The organism is Kordia sp., from assembly GCF_022447245.1.
GTDB lineage: Bacteria > Bacteroidota > Bacteroidia > Flavobacteriales > Flavobacteriaceae > Kordia.
In genome coordinates this window covers 22,991-39,945 of record NZ_JAKVBC010000017.1, presented here as the reverse complement: position 1 = coordinate 39,945, position 16,955 = coordinate 22,991, and the positions used below count along the sequence as shown (strand labels likewise).

Below are 16,955 nucleotides of genomic sequence, written 5' to 3'. Positions count from 1 at the left end.
AACCTCCCATGAAAAAATTACTACACTTGCTGGTAATTACGATTCCGCTTGCCGTTTTTTGTCAACCAGATACCGAAGTATACCTTTTCGATTTATCAACAGAAAACAATCAAATTCAGCTTACTAACGGACAAAATATTTCGAATAATGAAGGCTATGACAATCAACCTTCCTTTCAAAATGATCATACAATTCTATTCGCGTCAACGCGGAACAAACAAACCGATATTCTACAATACAATAGTATCACAGGCGCAAAAAAATGGTTGAGTGACACGAAGCAAGGAAGTGAATATTCGCCAACACAAGTTCCTAAAAGCAAGTACATTTCTTCAATCAGACTAGACACCACTGGTTTGCAATATTTATATTATTACAGAAAAGGAAAAAGCAAAGCGTTGCTAAAAAACTTAAAAATTGGGTATCATGTGTGGAACGCTAGAAATGTATTAGTTTCTTTTGTCTTAGGTGAACCTCATAGACTTGTTGTCTCTAACTTTAAAAACAATACTCATTATACAGCCGACACCAATATTGGACGATCTCTTCATAACATTCCCAATACAAATTTGGTAAGTTATATCAGTAAAAAGAATGATGCTTGGGAAATTCGTTCGCTAGATGTAAAGACTTATGAAACTAAAAAAATTGCAAATACAGTTCCAAAAGTTGAAGATATGTGTTGGCTTGCGAATGGTTCTATCTTAATGGCAAAAGGAAAAGCATTATATCGCTTAAACCCTTCAACTGATACTGAATGGAAAATTATTAAACTATTCGACAAGGAAAATTTTGATAAAATCACACGAGTTACGGTAAATGCTTCTAATACAAAATTGGCTATTGCGGCCATCCCAGAAACTGAACTTGAACCAACTTTGGAAAATATTCGTTGGATTTCTGGGAATTGGAAAGGCGAAGCTTTTGGCGGAATTACCGAAGAAAACTGGAGTGAGCCTTCTGGCGGTTCTATGGTGGCAACTTTTAAATTAATTGTAGATGGAAAAGTCAATTTTTACGAGATTGAAACCATTTCAGAAGTAAATAATAGCCTTCTATTACGTCTTAAGCACTTTAGCAATGAATTGAAAGGTTGGGAAACGAAAGATGAAACAGTTGATTTCCCATTGATAAAAGTCACAAAAAACAAAGCCATTTTTGAAGGTATGACTTTTGAATCTGTCGATAAAAATACAATGATTGTTTATGTTGCCATTGGTCAAAAAGATGGTAGCACAACAGTGGTTCCTTTTCATTATACAAAAACAACAAATTAAAAACGCAAACTTATAATGCTAGCTATGAAAAAAATTATCTCCTCTATCCTCCTTTTTTCTGTAACATTTTTAATGTCGCAAACCGATCAACGTTTATATGATATCATTGATGCAGTTTCTGCAGATCGCATCGAAAATGATATTAGAACACTGGCAAATTTTGGCACACGAAATACTTTTAGTGACACGATTTCTGAAACCCGCGGAATTGGTGCTGCCAGACGTTGGATAAAGAAAGAATTTGACAACATCTCAAACAATTGCAATAACTGCTTAGATGTCTTTTATCAAAAAGATTTTGTGACAAAAGAAGGGAATCGTCGTGTTCCAAAAGATGCATGGGTTGTAAATGTGATTGCAGTTCAAAAAGGAACAAAATATCCAAATCGTTACATCATCATGAGTGGTGATATTGACTCACGTGCTAGTGACACCATGGATTATACAACAGATGCGCCTGGAGCAAATGACAACGCTTCTGGTATGGCTGGAGCTATCGAAGCTGCTCGTGTTTTATCGAAATATAAATTTGAAAATAGTATTGTTTATGTAGGCTTATCTGGTGAAGAACAAGGCTTGTTTGGAGGACAAGGTTTGGCTAAATATGCAAAAGAAAAAGGTTGGGATATTATCGGAGTTCTCAATAATGATATGATCGGAAATATTGAAGGTGTTGATGGTGTAATTGATAATCGTTCGTTCCGAATTTTCTCAGAACCAGTTCCTGCCAATGAAACAGAACGTCAACGAAGAGCGCGCCGTTTTTATGGTGGTGAAGTAGATGGAATTTCAAGACAATTAGCCCGATATGTTCACAAGCAAACAAAAATATACATGCCAGAAATGAATCCAATGATGATTTATCGCTTGGATAGATTTGGGCGCGGCGGGCATCACAGACCGTTTAACGACCTAGGTTTTGCTGGAATTCGAATTATGGAAGCACACGAAAATTATAATCGCCAACACCAAGATATTCGTGAAGAAAACGGTATCAAATATGGCGATGTTATTGAAGGTGTTAATTTTGATTACGCAAAAAAATTAACTGCCGTAAACGCCATTAATTTGGCAAGTTTGGCTTGGTCACCATTACCGCCACAAGAGGTGAAAATTGGTGGAATTGTAGAACCTAGTGCTAAATTTCGTTGGAAAAAAACAGAAGATGAGAATGTAATCGGTTATAAAATTTACTGGAGAGATACGACAGCTCCACAATGGCAACATTCCCGTTTTGTTGGTGATGTTACAGAATATACTTTAAAAGGCATTGTCATTGATAATTACTACTTCGGAATTGCTACCGTTGGTAAAAATGGGCATGAAAGTTTGATCGTTTTTCCATCGAAAACCTTTAGATAAGCTACAATGAAAAAACTACTGACATAGGAATTGTAATACTCTGCTTTTACTTGATTACAGCATGTTCTAAAGAAAAGCATCACAAAAACGAAGTTCTAGTTTTAGGAACTATTCACAGTAGTCATTTGACAAAAGCTACATATTCTATTGAAAAATTAACCAAGCTTATTCAAGAAATACAACCTGATATCATTTTAGCCGAAATTCCACCCGATCGTTTTGAAGCTGCTTTGGAAGGATTCAAAAGAGATGATAGCATATCGGAACCACGTGTAATGCGTTTTCCTGAATATACAGATGTTATTTTTTTGCTATCTAAGACAATGAATTTTGAAATTATTCCTACTGCTGGTTGGACACGTCCTATGGCTAAGGAACGGCAAAAGAATTTATCAATCACTTTACCTTGAAGAGGTAATTCACTAATTTCATCTAGCAAAACAAAGAGCTATTAAAAAAATAAAAATGAAGCTTTTAAACTAAATTTAAGAGACTAAGTACATTCTTTCTTTTCATAGAATATTAAAATCTAAGTAAAACATGAATATTACAAGAGCTTTCTTATTTCTCAGTATACTTATCTTTTTTTCTTGTCAATCAAACAAAAACAAACAGGAAGGAGAGAAATCATTTGTCATTACTAATAAAAGTGTGCTAGACTTAAAAGATAGTATTGCTAATTTCAATGAAGTCCAAAGCAGTCACATTTCATATGCAGGAACTCCAAGTTCTCAATATAAAAATTATAAAAACTTAGTACAAATAGCATCTATAAAAGAGTTATATCAACTAACAAAAGATACAAACAATGTTGTAGCAACCTATGCTACTTTTGGATTGATTGATAAAGAAAGTCCTAAATTTATTGATGTCTTTGAACATTTCTTAAAGACCGATAAAAAGGTACAAACAATGAAAGGATGTATTATAGGTTCTGATTTAGTTTATTCTGAGATCTATTTTAAATATTGGAATGAACTACACCTTTCTACTGAAGATGAAAAAGTTACATTTCAAAAGGATGCACAATTATTAAAGTTAGATAGTTTAGTTCTTGCTACCGATAATGTAGATTGGTTATTAATCAGGACTGTTTTTAAGAACAGAATTTTTGATTCAGCATATTTGCCTTTAATTGAAAAACAAGCTTTCCATAAAGAAAACATAGAAGCGATCAACTATATTTTTAAACATCACAAAACAGATTATGAAAAACAGCTTATCTCAGCACTTAAAAATTATTTAAAAAGAAAAGAGATTATTCCAATGTTTTATGAAGACATTTTTAAAATGATGCATTCTTTTCAAATAGAGGAATTAGATGCATTATTAATACAAGAGTTGGATAAAATAGAAGCTAAATATGGAAAAAGTTCTGCAGAATATTATAAAAAAATGCTGCAATAGAAAAATATAATACCTACCTGATAAGAGGTATATAAAAATTCAGAAACTCCTAAAATAGAACTAAATACTACTGCGTGTAATGAATAATAAACGTATTCTTCTTTTCACTTTGTTTAATTCCGTAACCGCTTCCAAATTGGACTTTAAAGTTTACACCTTTCACATAATTAGACAATGTTGCTGCTAACTTTTCGGCAATGTCTTTTGTATTTCTATCATAATAAAAAACGGTAGGAACCTTGGCAAAGAAACTATATTGTTTTTTCCAATCTGGATATACTTTTAGGTTGTAATTTTCTTTTTTGATAATTGTTGCCAATTGGCTTTTTATTCTTTGATTGGGTTTATAGGAATAAAACCGAACATTGTATTTGATATTATTATTATTCACACGTAAATTGGCAACTTGACTCTCCGTAAGTTTGATATTTGTTACTGTATTTAATGGTTCATAACCTATTTCTATCGCTGCCTTTTTCCACTCTTTTGTTTTGGGATTATCAAACTCCTTTACATTGTTAATACGTACATTAATCTTCTTTAAAGCTTCTAATAATTTTGCGACTTCTACTCTATTTACATCTGTACCAAACCATAAAGTGTTTATTTTGATGTAACCATTATCATTCGGTACATCCTTTACATTCAATCGAAAACTTGGGTCTTTCATATTTTGAATCATATTTACAATACGATCACCATCCGCTTTTCGTTTGTAATAACGAACAATCGTATTATCGCTGATATTATTAGTGATTTGATTCAATCTATCTTGTGCTTCATTCAAATTTGCTATTACAACTGCTTGATTACTGCTAAATCCATTCCCTTTTGCCAATTCTTTTCGGATGATTGATAATTCTTGACGTAAAGTCTTTACCAAACGCTTGATAGAATCTGTACGAATTGAATCTTGTTCACGTAATTGTCTATTTTCAATCTCTTTGGTTTTCAACTTCGCAATCATGATTTTATTTTCCTCAATTGTATCTTCATTTTGCGCAATTAGAGCCGCACTTTTCTTTGCCTTAGTTTCATAATTGATAATCACAATCGTAGCGATGACAGTAATCATAATCAAGGTAATGACTAAGATTATATAATTGTAACGCTTGTCCTTTTTGCGAACATCAGCAATAGTTTCTTCTATTGATTTATAAGTCTTCATATACTTCTCAGTCTTTTTTAAATAATTATTAATCGCTTAAATTCGTCGTTTAATTCTCTACGTTCATGTGGTGAAAGTTGTGCTAAGGCATTCAACAAGCGTTTTCGTTTTATTTCAAATACTTTAATCAGCGTGATTCTATTTTTCCGCTTCTGAATTTCTAAAAAAGGATAACTCCCAAGGGCACTTGGAATGAGTCCTAAAAGAGAAGAAGTCAAATCGCTATTTCCTTTAAAATATAAAAACACAAAAAGTCCTATTCCAAAAGTAACAGCTAGAATGATCAATCGATAATGAAAACTGATGCTTTTTTTGTAACCGTTTTTAGCAATTGCAATTTCTTCTTCAGAAACTATCGTATTGATTAAAGCATCTTCGGCTTCTTCTTCTTTTTCCAAAAGTCTTTCATCTTCAATCAGTGCTTCCTTATTGACTATTAATTTTGGAATATTTTCATCGCCTTGATCGGTCATAGCAATTCGCGATAAAGCAATTTTAAACGCATCTTTAATTGTTCTACCATTAAACAATGCATTGTAAAAATTTCTAGAAAAACTAATGGCAACATCATCGGGGATTTCGTTTTTCATTCCGATGATATATGCAATATTTTTATTGAAATCGTTGATTCCAGCCAAACTATGACAAGTGTTTAAAAACACACAATTGATATGATTTGTAAAACCTGATAATACATCAGATAAGCGTTGAATAGAAACTTCTTCTTTGTAACCTTCAATATCTTCTAAAAGTAATTGTTCATCGGTATTTCCATGTCCAGAAATATGTAAAATGTTTGGTTTTATCTTCAGTAAATGATCAATCAAAAGATCTTTGGTGACAGCGCCTCTCGATTCGAATTCGAATTTAGTTTTGTCATCACTACTGGCTAAAACATCGCGTATAGCATTTTCTTCCACATCTAATCGCAGTGCATCACTATCAATTGGATTGGCTTTAATGAATAATATGTTAACTGTATTTGAAATGATATTATAATTTTAAATTCATATTTGTGACTATTTCTTCCATTTGTGCACTTTCGTTACTATCATTACGAACATTGACACGCGAAAGGATAATTCGTTCAGGATCGTCGCTTTGAAACGTTTCTGTGGCAGCTTCAAAGGACAACTGACCAATTTGCTCTACAAAAGACACGTTTACCTGATAGGTTTCTGCATCTTTAAAAGTATTGAAATGTGTTGATCGCACACTTTCTTCAGAGCGACTTACAGGCTTAATGATGCGTTTTTTTTGCATTTGCCTGCGTTGACTCGTCAAAAAACCTGCTCTATACAATTCTCCATCTTTTACATAATACACTACTTTCCAAAATAAATACGGTAATCGTACCGTTTGATCATTTACTTTTTGCAAAAATTCAGGATCGTCTTCACGAAATACTGGACCACTGAACAAACAGATTTTCATACTGTTTTTAATCACTTCATGGTGTAAAATATAATTTTCAATACGTTTCCAAACGCCTCTATTCAATTTGCTTACTTGCGGAGCCGCATTGGTATAAAAAAATGTGGATCGTGCAGCCATACGTGCAGCTTCTTCATCAATTCCCCATTGTACATATTCACGTTTTGCCAAATGACCTCTATCAAAATCGTAATTTTTGGCACTATATAAAGCATTTCCCCATTGTGCTTCTTCAGGAATGCGTTCGTCTTTTGCCCAACGTTCACTTCCATCAAAAATACTATCTCTTTTAAGCTTATGGAATCGTTTTCCATCAACATTTACTGCCGAATAGTACGGGAATTTTCGAAACGGATTCTGCAGCACACTGTAATTTTGATAAGGCAAATAATAATCTGACACATTCAATCCAGCTGCTGAAAACTTCGCAATCTCTTCAGCATCAATGCTTGGTGCTTGTACTGAATGCGTTTCGAAAAAGGTAGCTGAGTAACTCAAAATCAGTCGTATTAATGTGTTTCTAAATTATTAAATTCTGTCAGCCTACACAACTCCATTAAAAAAAGTTTCTGTCTTTACAGTGAAACAATCAAATCCTCTTCATTGGTCACGTTTGGTGTGTGTAAATCTGTATCTTCTAAAAAGCCATTTGAAAATACTTTTTGCATTTCCGTTGATAGCAATCCGCTACGATAACTTTTCCATTCTCTTACCTTATCTCCAAACATAATTTTTACCAAATTCGGAAACTTCCAATCAGAATTTTTTCCCCAATGAATGGTAAACGGAATGTTATTTTTTTGCAACACTTCTATCATTCGTTTTGAATATTCTGTCAAACTCATAATTTTCCGCGACTTCTCCCATAATACTTCATCAATTTCCAACATACAGGTAGTTGGAAACTTGGTAAATCCGAGTGTAGTATCTGTTTGTTTTACAAATCGCATGGCAAAAACTCCTGGAATTGGGCCTTCTTTTTGTGTCATTTCTTCTAAAACCTTATATGCTTTTGAAGAATTCGTATGATCAATTGCTATTGAACAAGCAAATGCAGGTCCTTGATACGGCGCATCCCAAAAGGTTTCATATAATGTTCCTAAAGTTTCCTCATTCACTTCTGGTAAAATGCTTTTTTGCAATCGTTTGATAAACCACGGAATTGCTTTTGGATACTTTTCAGACATTTTAATCAATAAATAAATCAAGTCTTTATACAATGATTTTTTTATGATTGGAAACGGATCTGGATACGGAATTTGATACGGTTTTTTATACATCACTTCTACGACATAATCATCTTCATTTGTATACGGATTGATGAATACTTTGTAGTGATACGGTCGTAATGGCTTATCATTTTCATCTACTTCTCCATCGATTTTAAATGTCGAGTTTTTAAAATCAATCGTATCGGCCAATTCCATCGCCAATTCTTTCTTGATTTTCTTTACATAACGCTTTGGTAAAAAACGATCTTCGGCTTCAATTACGACACCATGTATAAATCCGAACGCGCCCAAACCTACTAATGCAGCATTAAACAAATGATCATTTCGAATGACTCTTGCATTTATTTTTTTTGCAAAATCATCATTCAGTGCAGGCTTGGTATGTCGCTCCAAATACACAATATCTGTAGATTTATCACCAATAATAATATTTAATCCAACCACATAATCTTGAATAGAACCAACATTTAAGGCTGAACCATGAACGCCTGTTGAAATACAACCAGCAATGGTTTGTCCATTACTTGCACCACTCGTTTTCAATGATTTTCCGTGTGAACCTAATACTTCTGAAATTCGTTTGATGGTATTTCTGCATTCAAAAAAGAACAGATTTTTATTGACGTATGAGGAGTTTTCATGTGTCAATTCTTGTGAAATTAGAATATGAATGCTCATAAACCCATTGTAATGCATATTGTCTTTTTGATGTGCAACATGCGATAATGACCAACTAGATCCATATGCGCGAAACCCTTCATTTTTGTCGGCAGCTTCACGGATGAGTCGTTGAATTTCTTTAGCAGCATCGTTATAGCGATCGTATTTTGAAAACATATGTGCAGAACCTGCTAGTTCCGTTACATATAAAGTTTTCAACGGAAAAGGACCATTATTATGTAAGGTATCCCAAGTACTTTTTGCATACGGTGTTGTTTTTGCCATAACTTCTTAGTTGTTAGATTTCATACATACATATTTAACACGCACTCTCGTTTTCGACCAAAAGTCACAGCACTTAATAAGATTCCTCCAAATGTATTTCGATATTCTACAGTATGAATTCCACTTGATCCACATTTATCAAGTAACATGGCAAAATCTTTATCGATCACTGAAACGGTAATTACAGTATCAATTTCACGGACTTTCATCATTCTATAATAATCTGTTCTGTCACTGATTGGATCTGGTTCAGGATCTCCATACACATTCTTTAACCGAACAGTATAACAAGATGAAAACAAACAACATACTATGATTGCTATACTCCATCTCACAAAAGCTTTATTTTTAATTTTCATAACTAGCTATAATTGGTAAAGTATAAAAGTAGTTCGTTTCTGATAAGTTTTTAAGGGTAAAAACACCCTAAAATAACTGATGTTTATACGTAAAACTACAATTCAGTAGTAGAATTCAGCAGTTCGGTCTTAAAGTTTTTTTACGACACAAAAAACTATGTAGATTTGACAAAAAACAACCCGATGGAAACCTTTGCTACTTATCTTATCTACATACATGCCATTTTAGGAAGTATCGCTTTTATTGCTGGATTTATCGCTATTCTTACTAAAAAGGGAAATAATGCTCACAAAAAATCTGGAATTATCTTTTACTATTCTATGTTGTGTTCAGCATTATCTGCACTAGTTATTGCGGTACTTCCAAAACATGAAAATGCATTTCTATTTACCGTCGGAATATTCAGTTCATACTTTATCATTTCAGGATATCGTGCATTGCAATTCAAAAAACCAAATCCAAAAGTTTTAGCTGATAAAATAATTGCCATTGCTATGTTACTCACAGGAATTAGCATGATTGTGTATCCCATTTTTACCACCGGAAAACTCAATACAGTATTAACTATTTTTGGGAGTGTTGGTATTGTATTCTCCATTCGTGATCTTTTCCTATTGCGAAACATTAAAACCTTACGCAAGCATTGGCTAAAGCTACATATTGGAAAAATGATGGGCGGTTATATTGCTGCAGTAACAGCGTTTGTAGTTGTGAATCAATTCATCCCAGGAGTTGCAGGTTGGTTAGTACCAAGTATATTTGGAACAGCGTATATGAACTACTGGTTTTGGAAATTGCGAAAAAAGAAAACACAAGTTATATAACATTTCCTTCTCGATATTTTATTTTTAAGACTTTAGGAAAACACCTTAACACTCTTTTAAGAAATATTATCATGATATTGGCTAATTTAGGAGTTTAAACTAATAGCCAAATGTTGAGAACCAATTTTTTAGTCCTCTACGGACTTCTCTTTGTGTGCACATTGTTTGCACAAGACAAAAAAAACACTGATAGATGGGATGTTTCTAATCCCAAAGGAGGTTTCAATTATAAAGATCATTCATTCACAACCAACGAAGGAACTTGGATGAACTTGGATGTAAGTCCCGACGGGAAAACCATTGTATTTGATATGATGGGAGATATTTATTCAATCCCAATTTCTGGTGGAACTGCCAAAACTTTACGAACTGGAATTCCTTTTGAAATACAACCACATTTCAGCCCGGATGGTTCTAAAATTTTATTTACCAGTGATGCTGGTGGCGGCGATAATATTTGGATAATGAATGCCGATGGTTCCGATGCCAAACAGATTACCAAAGAAAGTTTTCGCTTGCTCAACAATTCTACTTGGATGCCTGATGGTAATTCGTTTATAGCACGTAAACATTTTACATCACAACGTTCACTTGGTGCTGGAGAAATGTGGCAATATCATATTACAGGTGGTTCTGGGTTACAATTAACCAAAAAGAAAAATGAACAACAAGATGTCAACGAACCTTCAGTATCACCAGATGGTCGTTACTTATACTACAGTGAAGATGTATATCCTGGCGGATCATTTCAATACAATAAAGATCCAAACAAGCAGATTTATGTTGTCAAACGTTACGATTTCCAAACAGGGAAAATAACACAAGTAACAGGTGGACCAGGAGGAGCTTCACGTCCACAAATTTCAAGAGATGGAAAAAAATTAGCTTTTATAAAAAGAGTTCGTACAAAATCTGTTTTATACTTACACGATTTAGAAACAGGAGAAGAATGGCCTTTATATGATGCGTTGGATAAAGATCAACAAGAAGCGTGGGCTATATTTGGTGTGTATCCAAACTTTAGCTGGGTGCCAAACAATCAAGAAATTGTGTTTTGGGCTGGTGGGAAAATCAACAAAATTGACATCTCAACTTTAAAAGTGACCAACATTCCTTTTACAGTAAATGCTACACTCAAAATTGCAGACGCTATTTCATTCAATACACGTGTAGCTCCAGATAGCTTTAATGCAAAAGTCATCAGACAAGCAGTAACTTCTCCAGATGGAAAAACCTTAGTATTTAATGCTGTTGGATACTTATGGAAGAAAAAATTACCTAACGGAAGACCAAAACGATTAACAAAAGGAACTGATTTTGAGTCTGAACCTAGTTTTTCTCCTGATGGAAAAGAAATTGTATATGTAACTTGGAATGATACTAACTTAGGTTCAGTAAGAAAAATTGCTGTAAATGGTGGAAACTCTACACAATTATCTTCTAAAAAAGGAAGCTTCCGAACACCTACTTTTTCTCCAGATGGAAAACATATTGTGTACCGAAAAGAACGTGGAAACAACGATCAAGGATTTACCTTCTCTAAAAATGCTGGAATCTACACGATGAAAGTAGATGGTAGCGATGCGAAATTAGTAACTACTCAAGGAGAATATCCTATCTTTTCAGCTGATGGGAAACGCATCTTTTTACAAACTGGAGGAACCTATTTTGGAAGTTTGACAAAGTCATTAATCAGTGTAAATCTGCAAGGACAAGACAAACGTACACATTTCACTTCAAAATATGCAAACAGAATTGTGCCAAGTCCAGACAATAAATGGGTTGCATTTTCACAGTTGCACAAAGCCTACGTTGCACCAATGATTACAACGGGGCAAAAGGTGAACTTAGATAACAAAACGAAAGCATTTCCTGTAGCACAGATTGCCAAAGATGCTGGTGTAAACTTACATTGGTCGCCAGACAGTAAAAAAGTCATGTGGACGTTAGGCGATGAATACTTTTCAAATGAAATCAAAGACAAATTCACTTTTCTAAAAGGTTCTCCTGAAAAAACACCTGAAATTACTACAAAAGGGACTAAAATCAATTTACTTTTAAAGACAGACAAACCAGATGGTCAAATTGTATTCAAAAATGCGCGTATCATCACGATGGAAGATGAAAAAGTTATTGAAAACGGAACAATTGTTATTCAAGGAAATCGTATCAATGCACTAGGAGAAACAGGAAAAATTCGTATTCCAAATAGTGCAAAAGTATACAATATGAAAGGAAAAACAATCATGCCAGGAATGGTAGATGCACATGCGCATATTGGCGCTTTCCGTTATGGTTTAACAACTCAAAAACACTGGCAATTTTATGCAAACTTGGCTTTTGGTGTAACAACTGCACACGATCCTTCTGCGAATACAGAAACTGTTTTCGCTTTATCAGAATTGGTGAAAAATGGTTCGCTAGTGGGTCCACGCCTCTACTCTACTGGATTTATCCTATACGGAGCCGATGGTGATTTCAAAGCAGTCATCAACAACTTAGAAGACGCCCGATCTTCCATTAGAAGAACAAAAGCATTTGGTGCGTTATCGGTAAAGAGTTACAATCAACCACGTCGTGAACAACGCCAGCAAGTATTACAAGCGGCACGCGAAGAAGGAATTTTTGTGGTTCCAGAAGGAGGTTCTACATTTTATCACAATATGACCATGATTATGGATGGACATACAGGTGTAGAACACAATATTCCAATTGCCCCTGTTTACAAAGATGTATTAGAATTATGGGGAACTAGCAAAACAGGCTATACGCCAACTCTAATTGTAAATTACGGAGGAGTAAATGGTGAATACTATTGGTATCAACATACAAATGTTTGGGAAAATGAAAAGCTTTTAAAATATACACCCAGAGGAATTATAGATGCACGTTCCAGACATCGTACTATGTTACCAGATGAAGAATATCAAAATGGACATATTTTGGTATCTAAAACTGTAAAATCTTTGGCGGACAAAGGTGTAAAAGTGAACATTGGAGCTCATGGACAAATACAAGGTATTGGTGCACATTGGGAATTGTGGATGATGGAACAAGGCGGCATGTCTCCAATGGAAGCATTAAAAACAGCAACCATAAATCCGGCAGAATACATTGGCGCAGGAAAGGATATTGGTTCGCTAAAAGTTGGAAAATTGGCAGACTTGGTCATTATGGATAAAAATCCGTTAGAAAATATTCGAAATACAGAAAGCATTACCCATACCATGATTAATGGTCGTTTATACGATACAGAAACCATGAATGAAATAGGCAATGAACCTAAAGAACGCACAAAATTCTATTGGGAAAACACTAAATATAATGCGGCATTTCCTTGGCACGAGGAAACAAATAGTTTTATGCGTCCTGGTTGCGGTTGCCATTTAGGACATCAGTAATTTTTTGAACGCTAAATTTTAAATGTAAAAGTTAGCCATCAAAGAAGAATATAAAAACGTCACTTCGAGTGGTTTTACGTAATAAAATATTAAGTCTAGAACACTCAAAATGACATTTCATCAAATGAGCTAATTGACAAATAACAAATCAACAAACAAACAAACAAACAAACAAACAATAACCATCAACTAAAAAGCAAACAAAAACCAAAAACAACCTAAAATGAAAAAACTAATCTTACTCCTACTTACTTTTTCGGTTTGGAATATTTCTGCTCAGGAATTTTCTATGGAAACAGTAAAAAATATGAAACCCAGAAATATTGGCCCTGGCGGAATGAGCGGTCGTGTCACTGCTATTGATGTTATCACCAATAATCCCGATGTAATGTATATTGGAACTGCTTCTGGTGGACTCTGGAAATCTACATCTGGTGGAATTAAATGGAAGCCAATTTTTGATAAAGAAGTAACAGCTTCAGTCGGAGCAGTTGCCATTCAACAATCTAATCCAAGTGTGATTTGGGTCGGAACGGGAGAAGGAAATCCTAGAAATAGTCTCAATGGTGGCTACGGAATCTACAAATCCTTAGACGGTGGAAAAAACTGGAAACTTATGGGATTAGAAAAAACACGTCATATTCACCGTGTAATTATTGATCCTACAAATCCGGATATTGTCTATGTTGCAGCGATTGGTTCTCCTTGGGGAGAACATCCAGAACGAGGAATTTACAAAACAACCGATGGTGGTGAAACTTGGAAACAAATTCTATTCGCTAATAACAAAACGGGAGCAGCTGATTTAGTGATGGACCCAACAAACCCAAATAAGTTAATTGCTGCCATGTGGGAACACAAGCGTGATCCATGGTTTTTTAAATCTGGAGGTAAGGGCTCTGGCTTACACATTACTCATGACGGAGGAAAAACCTGGAAAAAATTAAGTGATAAAGATGGTTTGCCAAAAGGTGATTTGGGACGAATAGGAATTGCCATTGCACCAAGCAGTCCAAATATTATTTACGCTTTGGTAGAAGCAAAAAAGAACGCACTTTATAAAAGTACAGATGGAGGGTTAAAGTGGAAAAAAGTAAATGATAAATCTGGAATTGGAAATCGTCCATTTTACTATTCAGAAATATATGTAGATCCACAAAACGAAAATAGATTATACACAATTTTCACCTATGTAAATGTTTCTGAAGATGGAGGAAAAAGCTTCAAACAATTGATGCCTGCTTATGGTGTAAGCAATGGTGTGCATCCAGATCATCATGCATGGTGGATCCATCCAACAAATGGAAAGTTCATGATTGATGGAAATGATGGAGGAATGAATATTACTAAAGATCGTGGACAAACGTGGCGCTTTATCGGAAATCTACCAGTAGCACAGTTTTATCATATTAATGTCGACAATGAATATCCTTACAATGTGTATGGAGGAATGCAAGATAATGGTTCATGGCGTGGACCTGCGTATGTTTGGCGTGCACAAGGAATCCGCAATTCGTATTGGCAAGAGATTTCGTTTGGTGACGGATTTGATGTTGTTCCTGATAAAGACGATTCGCGTTATGGTTGGTCTATGAGTCAGCAAGGTTTTGTATCGCGTTATGATTGGATGACTGGTAATAATTACACCGTACGACCAACACATCCAGATGCAAAAGTAAAACTGCGTTTCAATTGGAATGCAGCCATCAATATTGATCCTTTTGATAATAATACACTATATTTTGGTAGTCAGTTTGTTCATAAAAGCACAGACAAAGGTTTGACATGGGAAGTAATTTCTCCAGATTTATCTACAAACAATCCTGAAAAATTAAAACAAGCAGAAAGTGGTGGATTAACCATGGATGCTACAGGTGCAGAAAATCATTGTACCGTATTAGTTATTGAACCTTCTACGTTAGAGAGAAATATGTTGTGGGCAGCAACTGATGATGGACGTGTACATATTACTAGAAATGGCGGACAAGAATGGACAGAAGTTACCAAAAACATCAAAGGATTGCCACAAGGAAGCTGGATTGTGCAAATAAAAGCTTCAAATAAAAAACAAGGAGAAGCACTACTAGTGGCTAATGATTACAGAAGATTCAATTATGAGCCTTATGCCTACAGAACAACCAACTACGGTAAAACTTGGGAGCGTATTGTCGATGCTTCCGATGTAAAAAGCTATACATTATCTATTGTAGAAGATCCAGTGAATAGAAATCTATTGTTTTTAGGAACAGATGACGGATTATACATTTCGTTAGATGCTGGAAAAAAATGGCAAAAATGGACAGCAGGATTCCCAACAGTTTCTACAAAAGACTTAGTAATTCAACAACGTGAACACGATTTAGTGATTGGAACATTTGGTAGAGCTGCATGGGTTTTAGATGATATTCGTCCGTTACGAGCTATTGCCGGTGATCAAAGTATTTTATCTAAAAACATACAATTATTTGAACCGCCAACTGCCTACCAAGCAGCATACCAACAACCTACAGGAAGTCGATTTGGTGCAGATGCTATGTATAATGGAGAAAACAAAAGAGGCGGCGCCATGATTTCATATTATATCAAAAAGAAAGAAATGCCGAAAAAGGATAAAAAAGATATGAAAGACAAAAAAGATGCTGTTGAGGATAGCATGAAGAAAGAAAAGAAAGTAAAGTGGGATTCTATCAAACTAGAAGTTTTTAATAATGGAAAATTAATTCGTACGTTAAAAACGAAAGCTCCGAAAGAAAACGGAATTCACAGAATGTATTGGGGAATGAACGAAAAAGGTCCAGATAGACCTTCAAGAACCATTCGTAAATCTACACGTGAACGTGGTGGAATGCGAGTAAAACCTGGAACCTATCAGTTAAAAATGACCTATGGTGATCAAGCTTCAGAAACGACAATTAAAGTGGCAAGCGATCCCCGTTTAAATATTTCACAGAAAAACATTGATGAAACCTATGCTGCTGGGAAAAAACTAGAAAGCATGACACAGACTGCTGCCGATGCCGTAAAGCAATTGGTAGAAAGTAAAAATGCCGCCACAACCTATCAAAAAACATTGAGCAAATTAGACAAGAAAAAGCACAAAGAAGCTATCAAAGAATCTAAAAATGTCATCAAACGAATTGATGAGGTAATTGCTTTGTATCTTGGAAAAGTAGACAAACGACAAGGAATTACAAGAAACCCAGAAGTAAATGTCATGCAGCGTATGGGTACTGCAGGTTGGTACACAGGTACTCGCAAAACTGGATTGACCAGTACGGAACGTCAATTAATACAACATGCAGAAGACGCGCTAAAAGATGCATTAGATAAAACAAATGCATTCTTTACAGATGAATGGAACGCATATAGAAACAAAATGGAGCAAATAGATATCAAACCATTTAAAGAAACTAAATCTTTTCAATTAAAAAACAACTAACCTTATGAAACGAACATTAATTTTTATTATTTCCAAATTCTTATAAATATATAATTAAAGTTAATGTGAGTTCCTGAATGTATTCAATTTTTTTGAACATTCGGAA

General features: G+C 34.6%; 12 protein-coding genes. 7 read left to right on the top strand and 5 right to left on the bottom strand.

Annotated features, from left to right (window positions below; translation table 11 throughout):
• The first annotated feature begins 8 nt into the window (after window positions 1-8).
• The 4 genes from MK119_RS12935 (at window position 9) to MK119_RS12920 (ending at window position 4,046) form a co-directional block, all read left to right on the top strand.
• Complete coding sequence (locus MK119_RS12935) at window positions 9-1,277, top strand: DUF6265 family protein (protein WP_290679469.1); 1,269 nt, start codon at window positions 9-11, stop codon at window positions 1,275-1,277.
• Window positions 1,278-1,301: 24 nt separating this feature from the next.
• Window positions 1,302-2,639: a M28 family peptidase gene (locus tag MK119_RS12930; protein WP_290679466.1), complete on the top strand. Its 1,338-nt coding sequence runs from the start codon at window positions 1,302-1,304 to the stop codon at window positions 2,637-2,639.
• Between the two features lie 50 nt (window positions 2,640-2,689).
• Window positions 2,690-3,049: a hypothetical protein gene (locus MK119_RS12925; protein WP_290679463.1), complete on the top strand. Its 360-nt coding sequence runs from the start codon at window positions 2,690-2,692 to the stop codon at window positions 3,047-3,049.
• 130 nt (window positions 3,050-3,179) lie between these two features.
• A complete protein-coding gene (locus MK119_RS12920; protein WP_290679460.1) occupies window positions 3,180-4,046 on the top strand; it encodes a hypothetical protein in 867 nt (288 codons plus the stop codon).
• A gap of 67 nt (window positions 4,047-4,113) precedes the next feature.
• Here the strand turns inward: MK119_RS12920 and MK119_RS12915 are convergent, their stop codons facing one another.
• The 5 genes from MK119_RS12915 to MK119_RS12895 all read right to left on the bottom strand — a co-directional run bounded on the left by MK119_RS12915 (window position 4,114) and on the right by MK119_RS12895 (window position 9,184).
• A complete protein-coding gene (locus MK119_RS12915) occupies window positions 4,114-5,214 on the bottom strand; it encodes a hypothetical protein (protein ID WP_290679457.1) in 1,101 nt (366 codons plus the stop codon).
• Between the two features lie 17 nt (window positions 5,215-5,231).
• Entirely contained in the window at window positions 5,232-6,134 is a 903-nt protein-coding gene (locus tag MK119_RS12910) for a CHAT domain-containing protein (RefSeq protein WP_290679454.1), read from the bottom strand.
• Window positions 6,135-6,207: 73 nt separating this feature from the next.
• Window positions 6,208-7,146, bottom strand: a complete 939-nt coding sequence (locus MK119_RS12905; RefSeq protein WP_290679451.1) for a DNA/RNA non-specific endonuclease — start codon at window positions 7,144-7,146, stop codon at window positions 6,208-6,210.
• Window positions 7,147-7,223: 77 nt separating this feature from the next.
• Window positions 7,224-8,825, bottom strand: a complete 1,602-nt coding sequence (locus tag MK119_RS12900; RefSeq protein ID WP_290679448.1) for an FAD-linked oxidase — start codon at window positions 8,823-8,825, stop codon at window positions 7,224-7,226.
• A gap of 20 nt (window positions 8,826-8,845) precedes the next feature.
• Window positions 8,846-9,184 (bottom strand): hypothetical protein, encoded by a 339-nt coding sequence (locus MK119_RS12895; RefSeq protein ID WP_290679445.1) that lies wholly within the window; start codon window positions 9,182-9,184, stop codon window positions 8,846-8,848.
• Between the two features lie 165 nt (window positions 9,185-9,349).
• Here MK119_RS12895 and MK119_RS12890 point away from each other — a divergent pair, with 165 nt between their 5' ends.
• The 3 genes from MK119_RS12890 to MK119_RS12880 all read left to right on the top strand — a co-directional run bounded on the left by MK119_RS12890 (window position 9,350) and on the right by MK119_RS12880 (window position 16,849).
• On the top strand, window positions 9,350-10,009 hold the full coding sequence (locus MK119_RS12890) for a DUF2306 domain-containing protein (RefSeq protein ID WP_290679443.1): 660 nt from the start codon (window positions 9,350-9,352) through the stop codon (window positions 10,007-10,009).
• A gap of 110 nt (window positions 10,010-10,119) precedes the next feature.
• Entirely contained in the window at window positions 10,120-13,410 is a 3,291-nt protein-coding gene (locus MK119_RS12885; protein WP_290679440.1) for an amidohydrolase family protein, read from the top strand.
• A 223-nt stretch (window positions 13,411-13,633) separates the two neighbouring features.
• Window positions 13,634-16,849, top strand: a complete 3,216-nt coding sequence (locus MK119_RS12880) for a hypothetical protein (protein WP_290679437.1) — start codon at window positions 13,634-13,636, stop codon at window positions 16,847-16,849.
• Window positions 16,850-16,955: the final 106 nt, after the last annotated feature.

What these genes read in the sequence shown, in the direction of transcription:
- MK119_RS12935 (WP_290679469.1), top strand. Translation starts at nt 9, where the DNA reads ATGAAAAAATTACTACACTTGCTGGTAATTACGATTCCGCTTGCCGTT.
- MK119_RS12930 (WP_290679466.1), top strand. Translation starts at nt 1,302, where the DNA reads ATGAAAAAAATTATCTCCTCTATCCTCCTTTTTTCTGTAACATTTTTA.
- MK119_RS12920 (WP_290679460.1), top strand. Translation starts at nt 3,180, where the DNA reads ATGAATATTACAAGAGCTTTCTTATTTCTCAGTATACTTATCTTTTTT.
- MK119_RS12915 (WP_290679457.1), bottom strand. Translation starts at nt 5,214, where the DNA reads ATGAAGACTTATAAATCAATAGAAGAAACTATTGCTGATGTTCGCAAA.
- MK119_RS12900 (WP_290679448.1), bottom strand. Translation starts at nt 8,825, where the DNA reads ATGGCAAAAACAACACCGTATGCAAAAAGTACTTGGGATACCTTACAT.
- MK119_RS12895 (WP_290679445.1), bottom strand. Translation starts at nt 9,184, where the DNA reads ATGAAAATTAAAAATAAAGCTTTTGTGAGATGGAGTATAGCAATCATA.
- MK119_RS12885 (WP_290679440.1), top strand. Translation starts at nt 10,120, where the DNA reads ATGTTGAGAACCAATTTTTTAGTCCTCTACGGACTTCTCTTTGTGTGC.
- MK119_RS12880 (WP_290679437.1), top strand. Translation starts at nt 13,634, where the DNA reads ATGAAAAAACTAATCTTACTCCTACTTACTTTTTCGGTTTGGAATATT.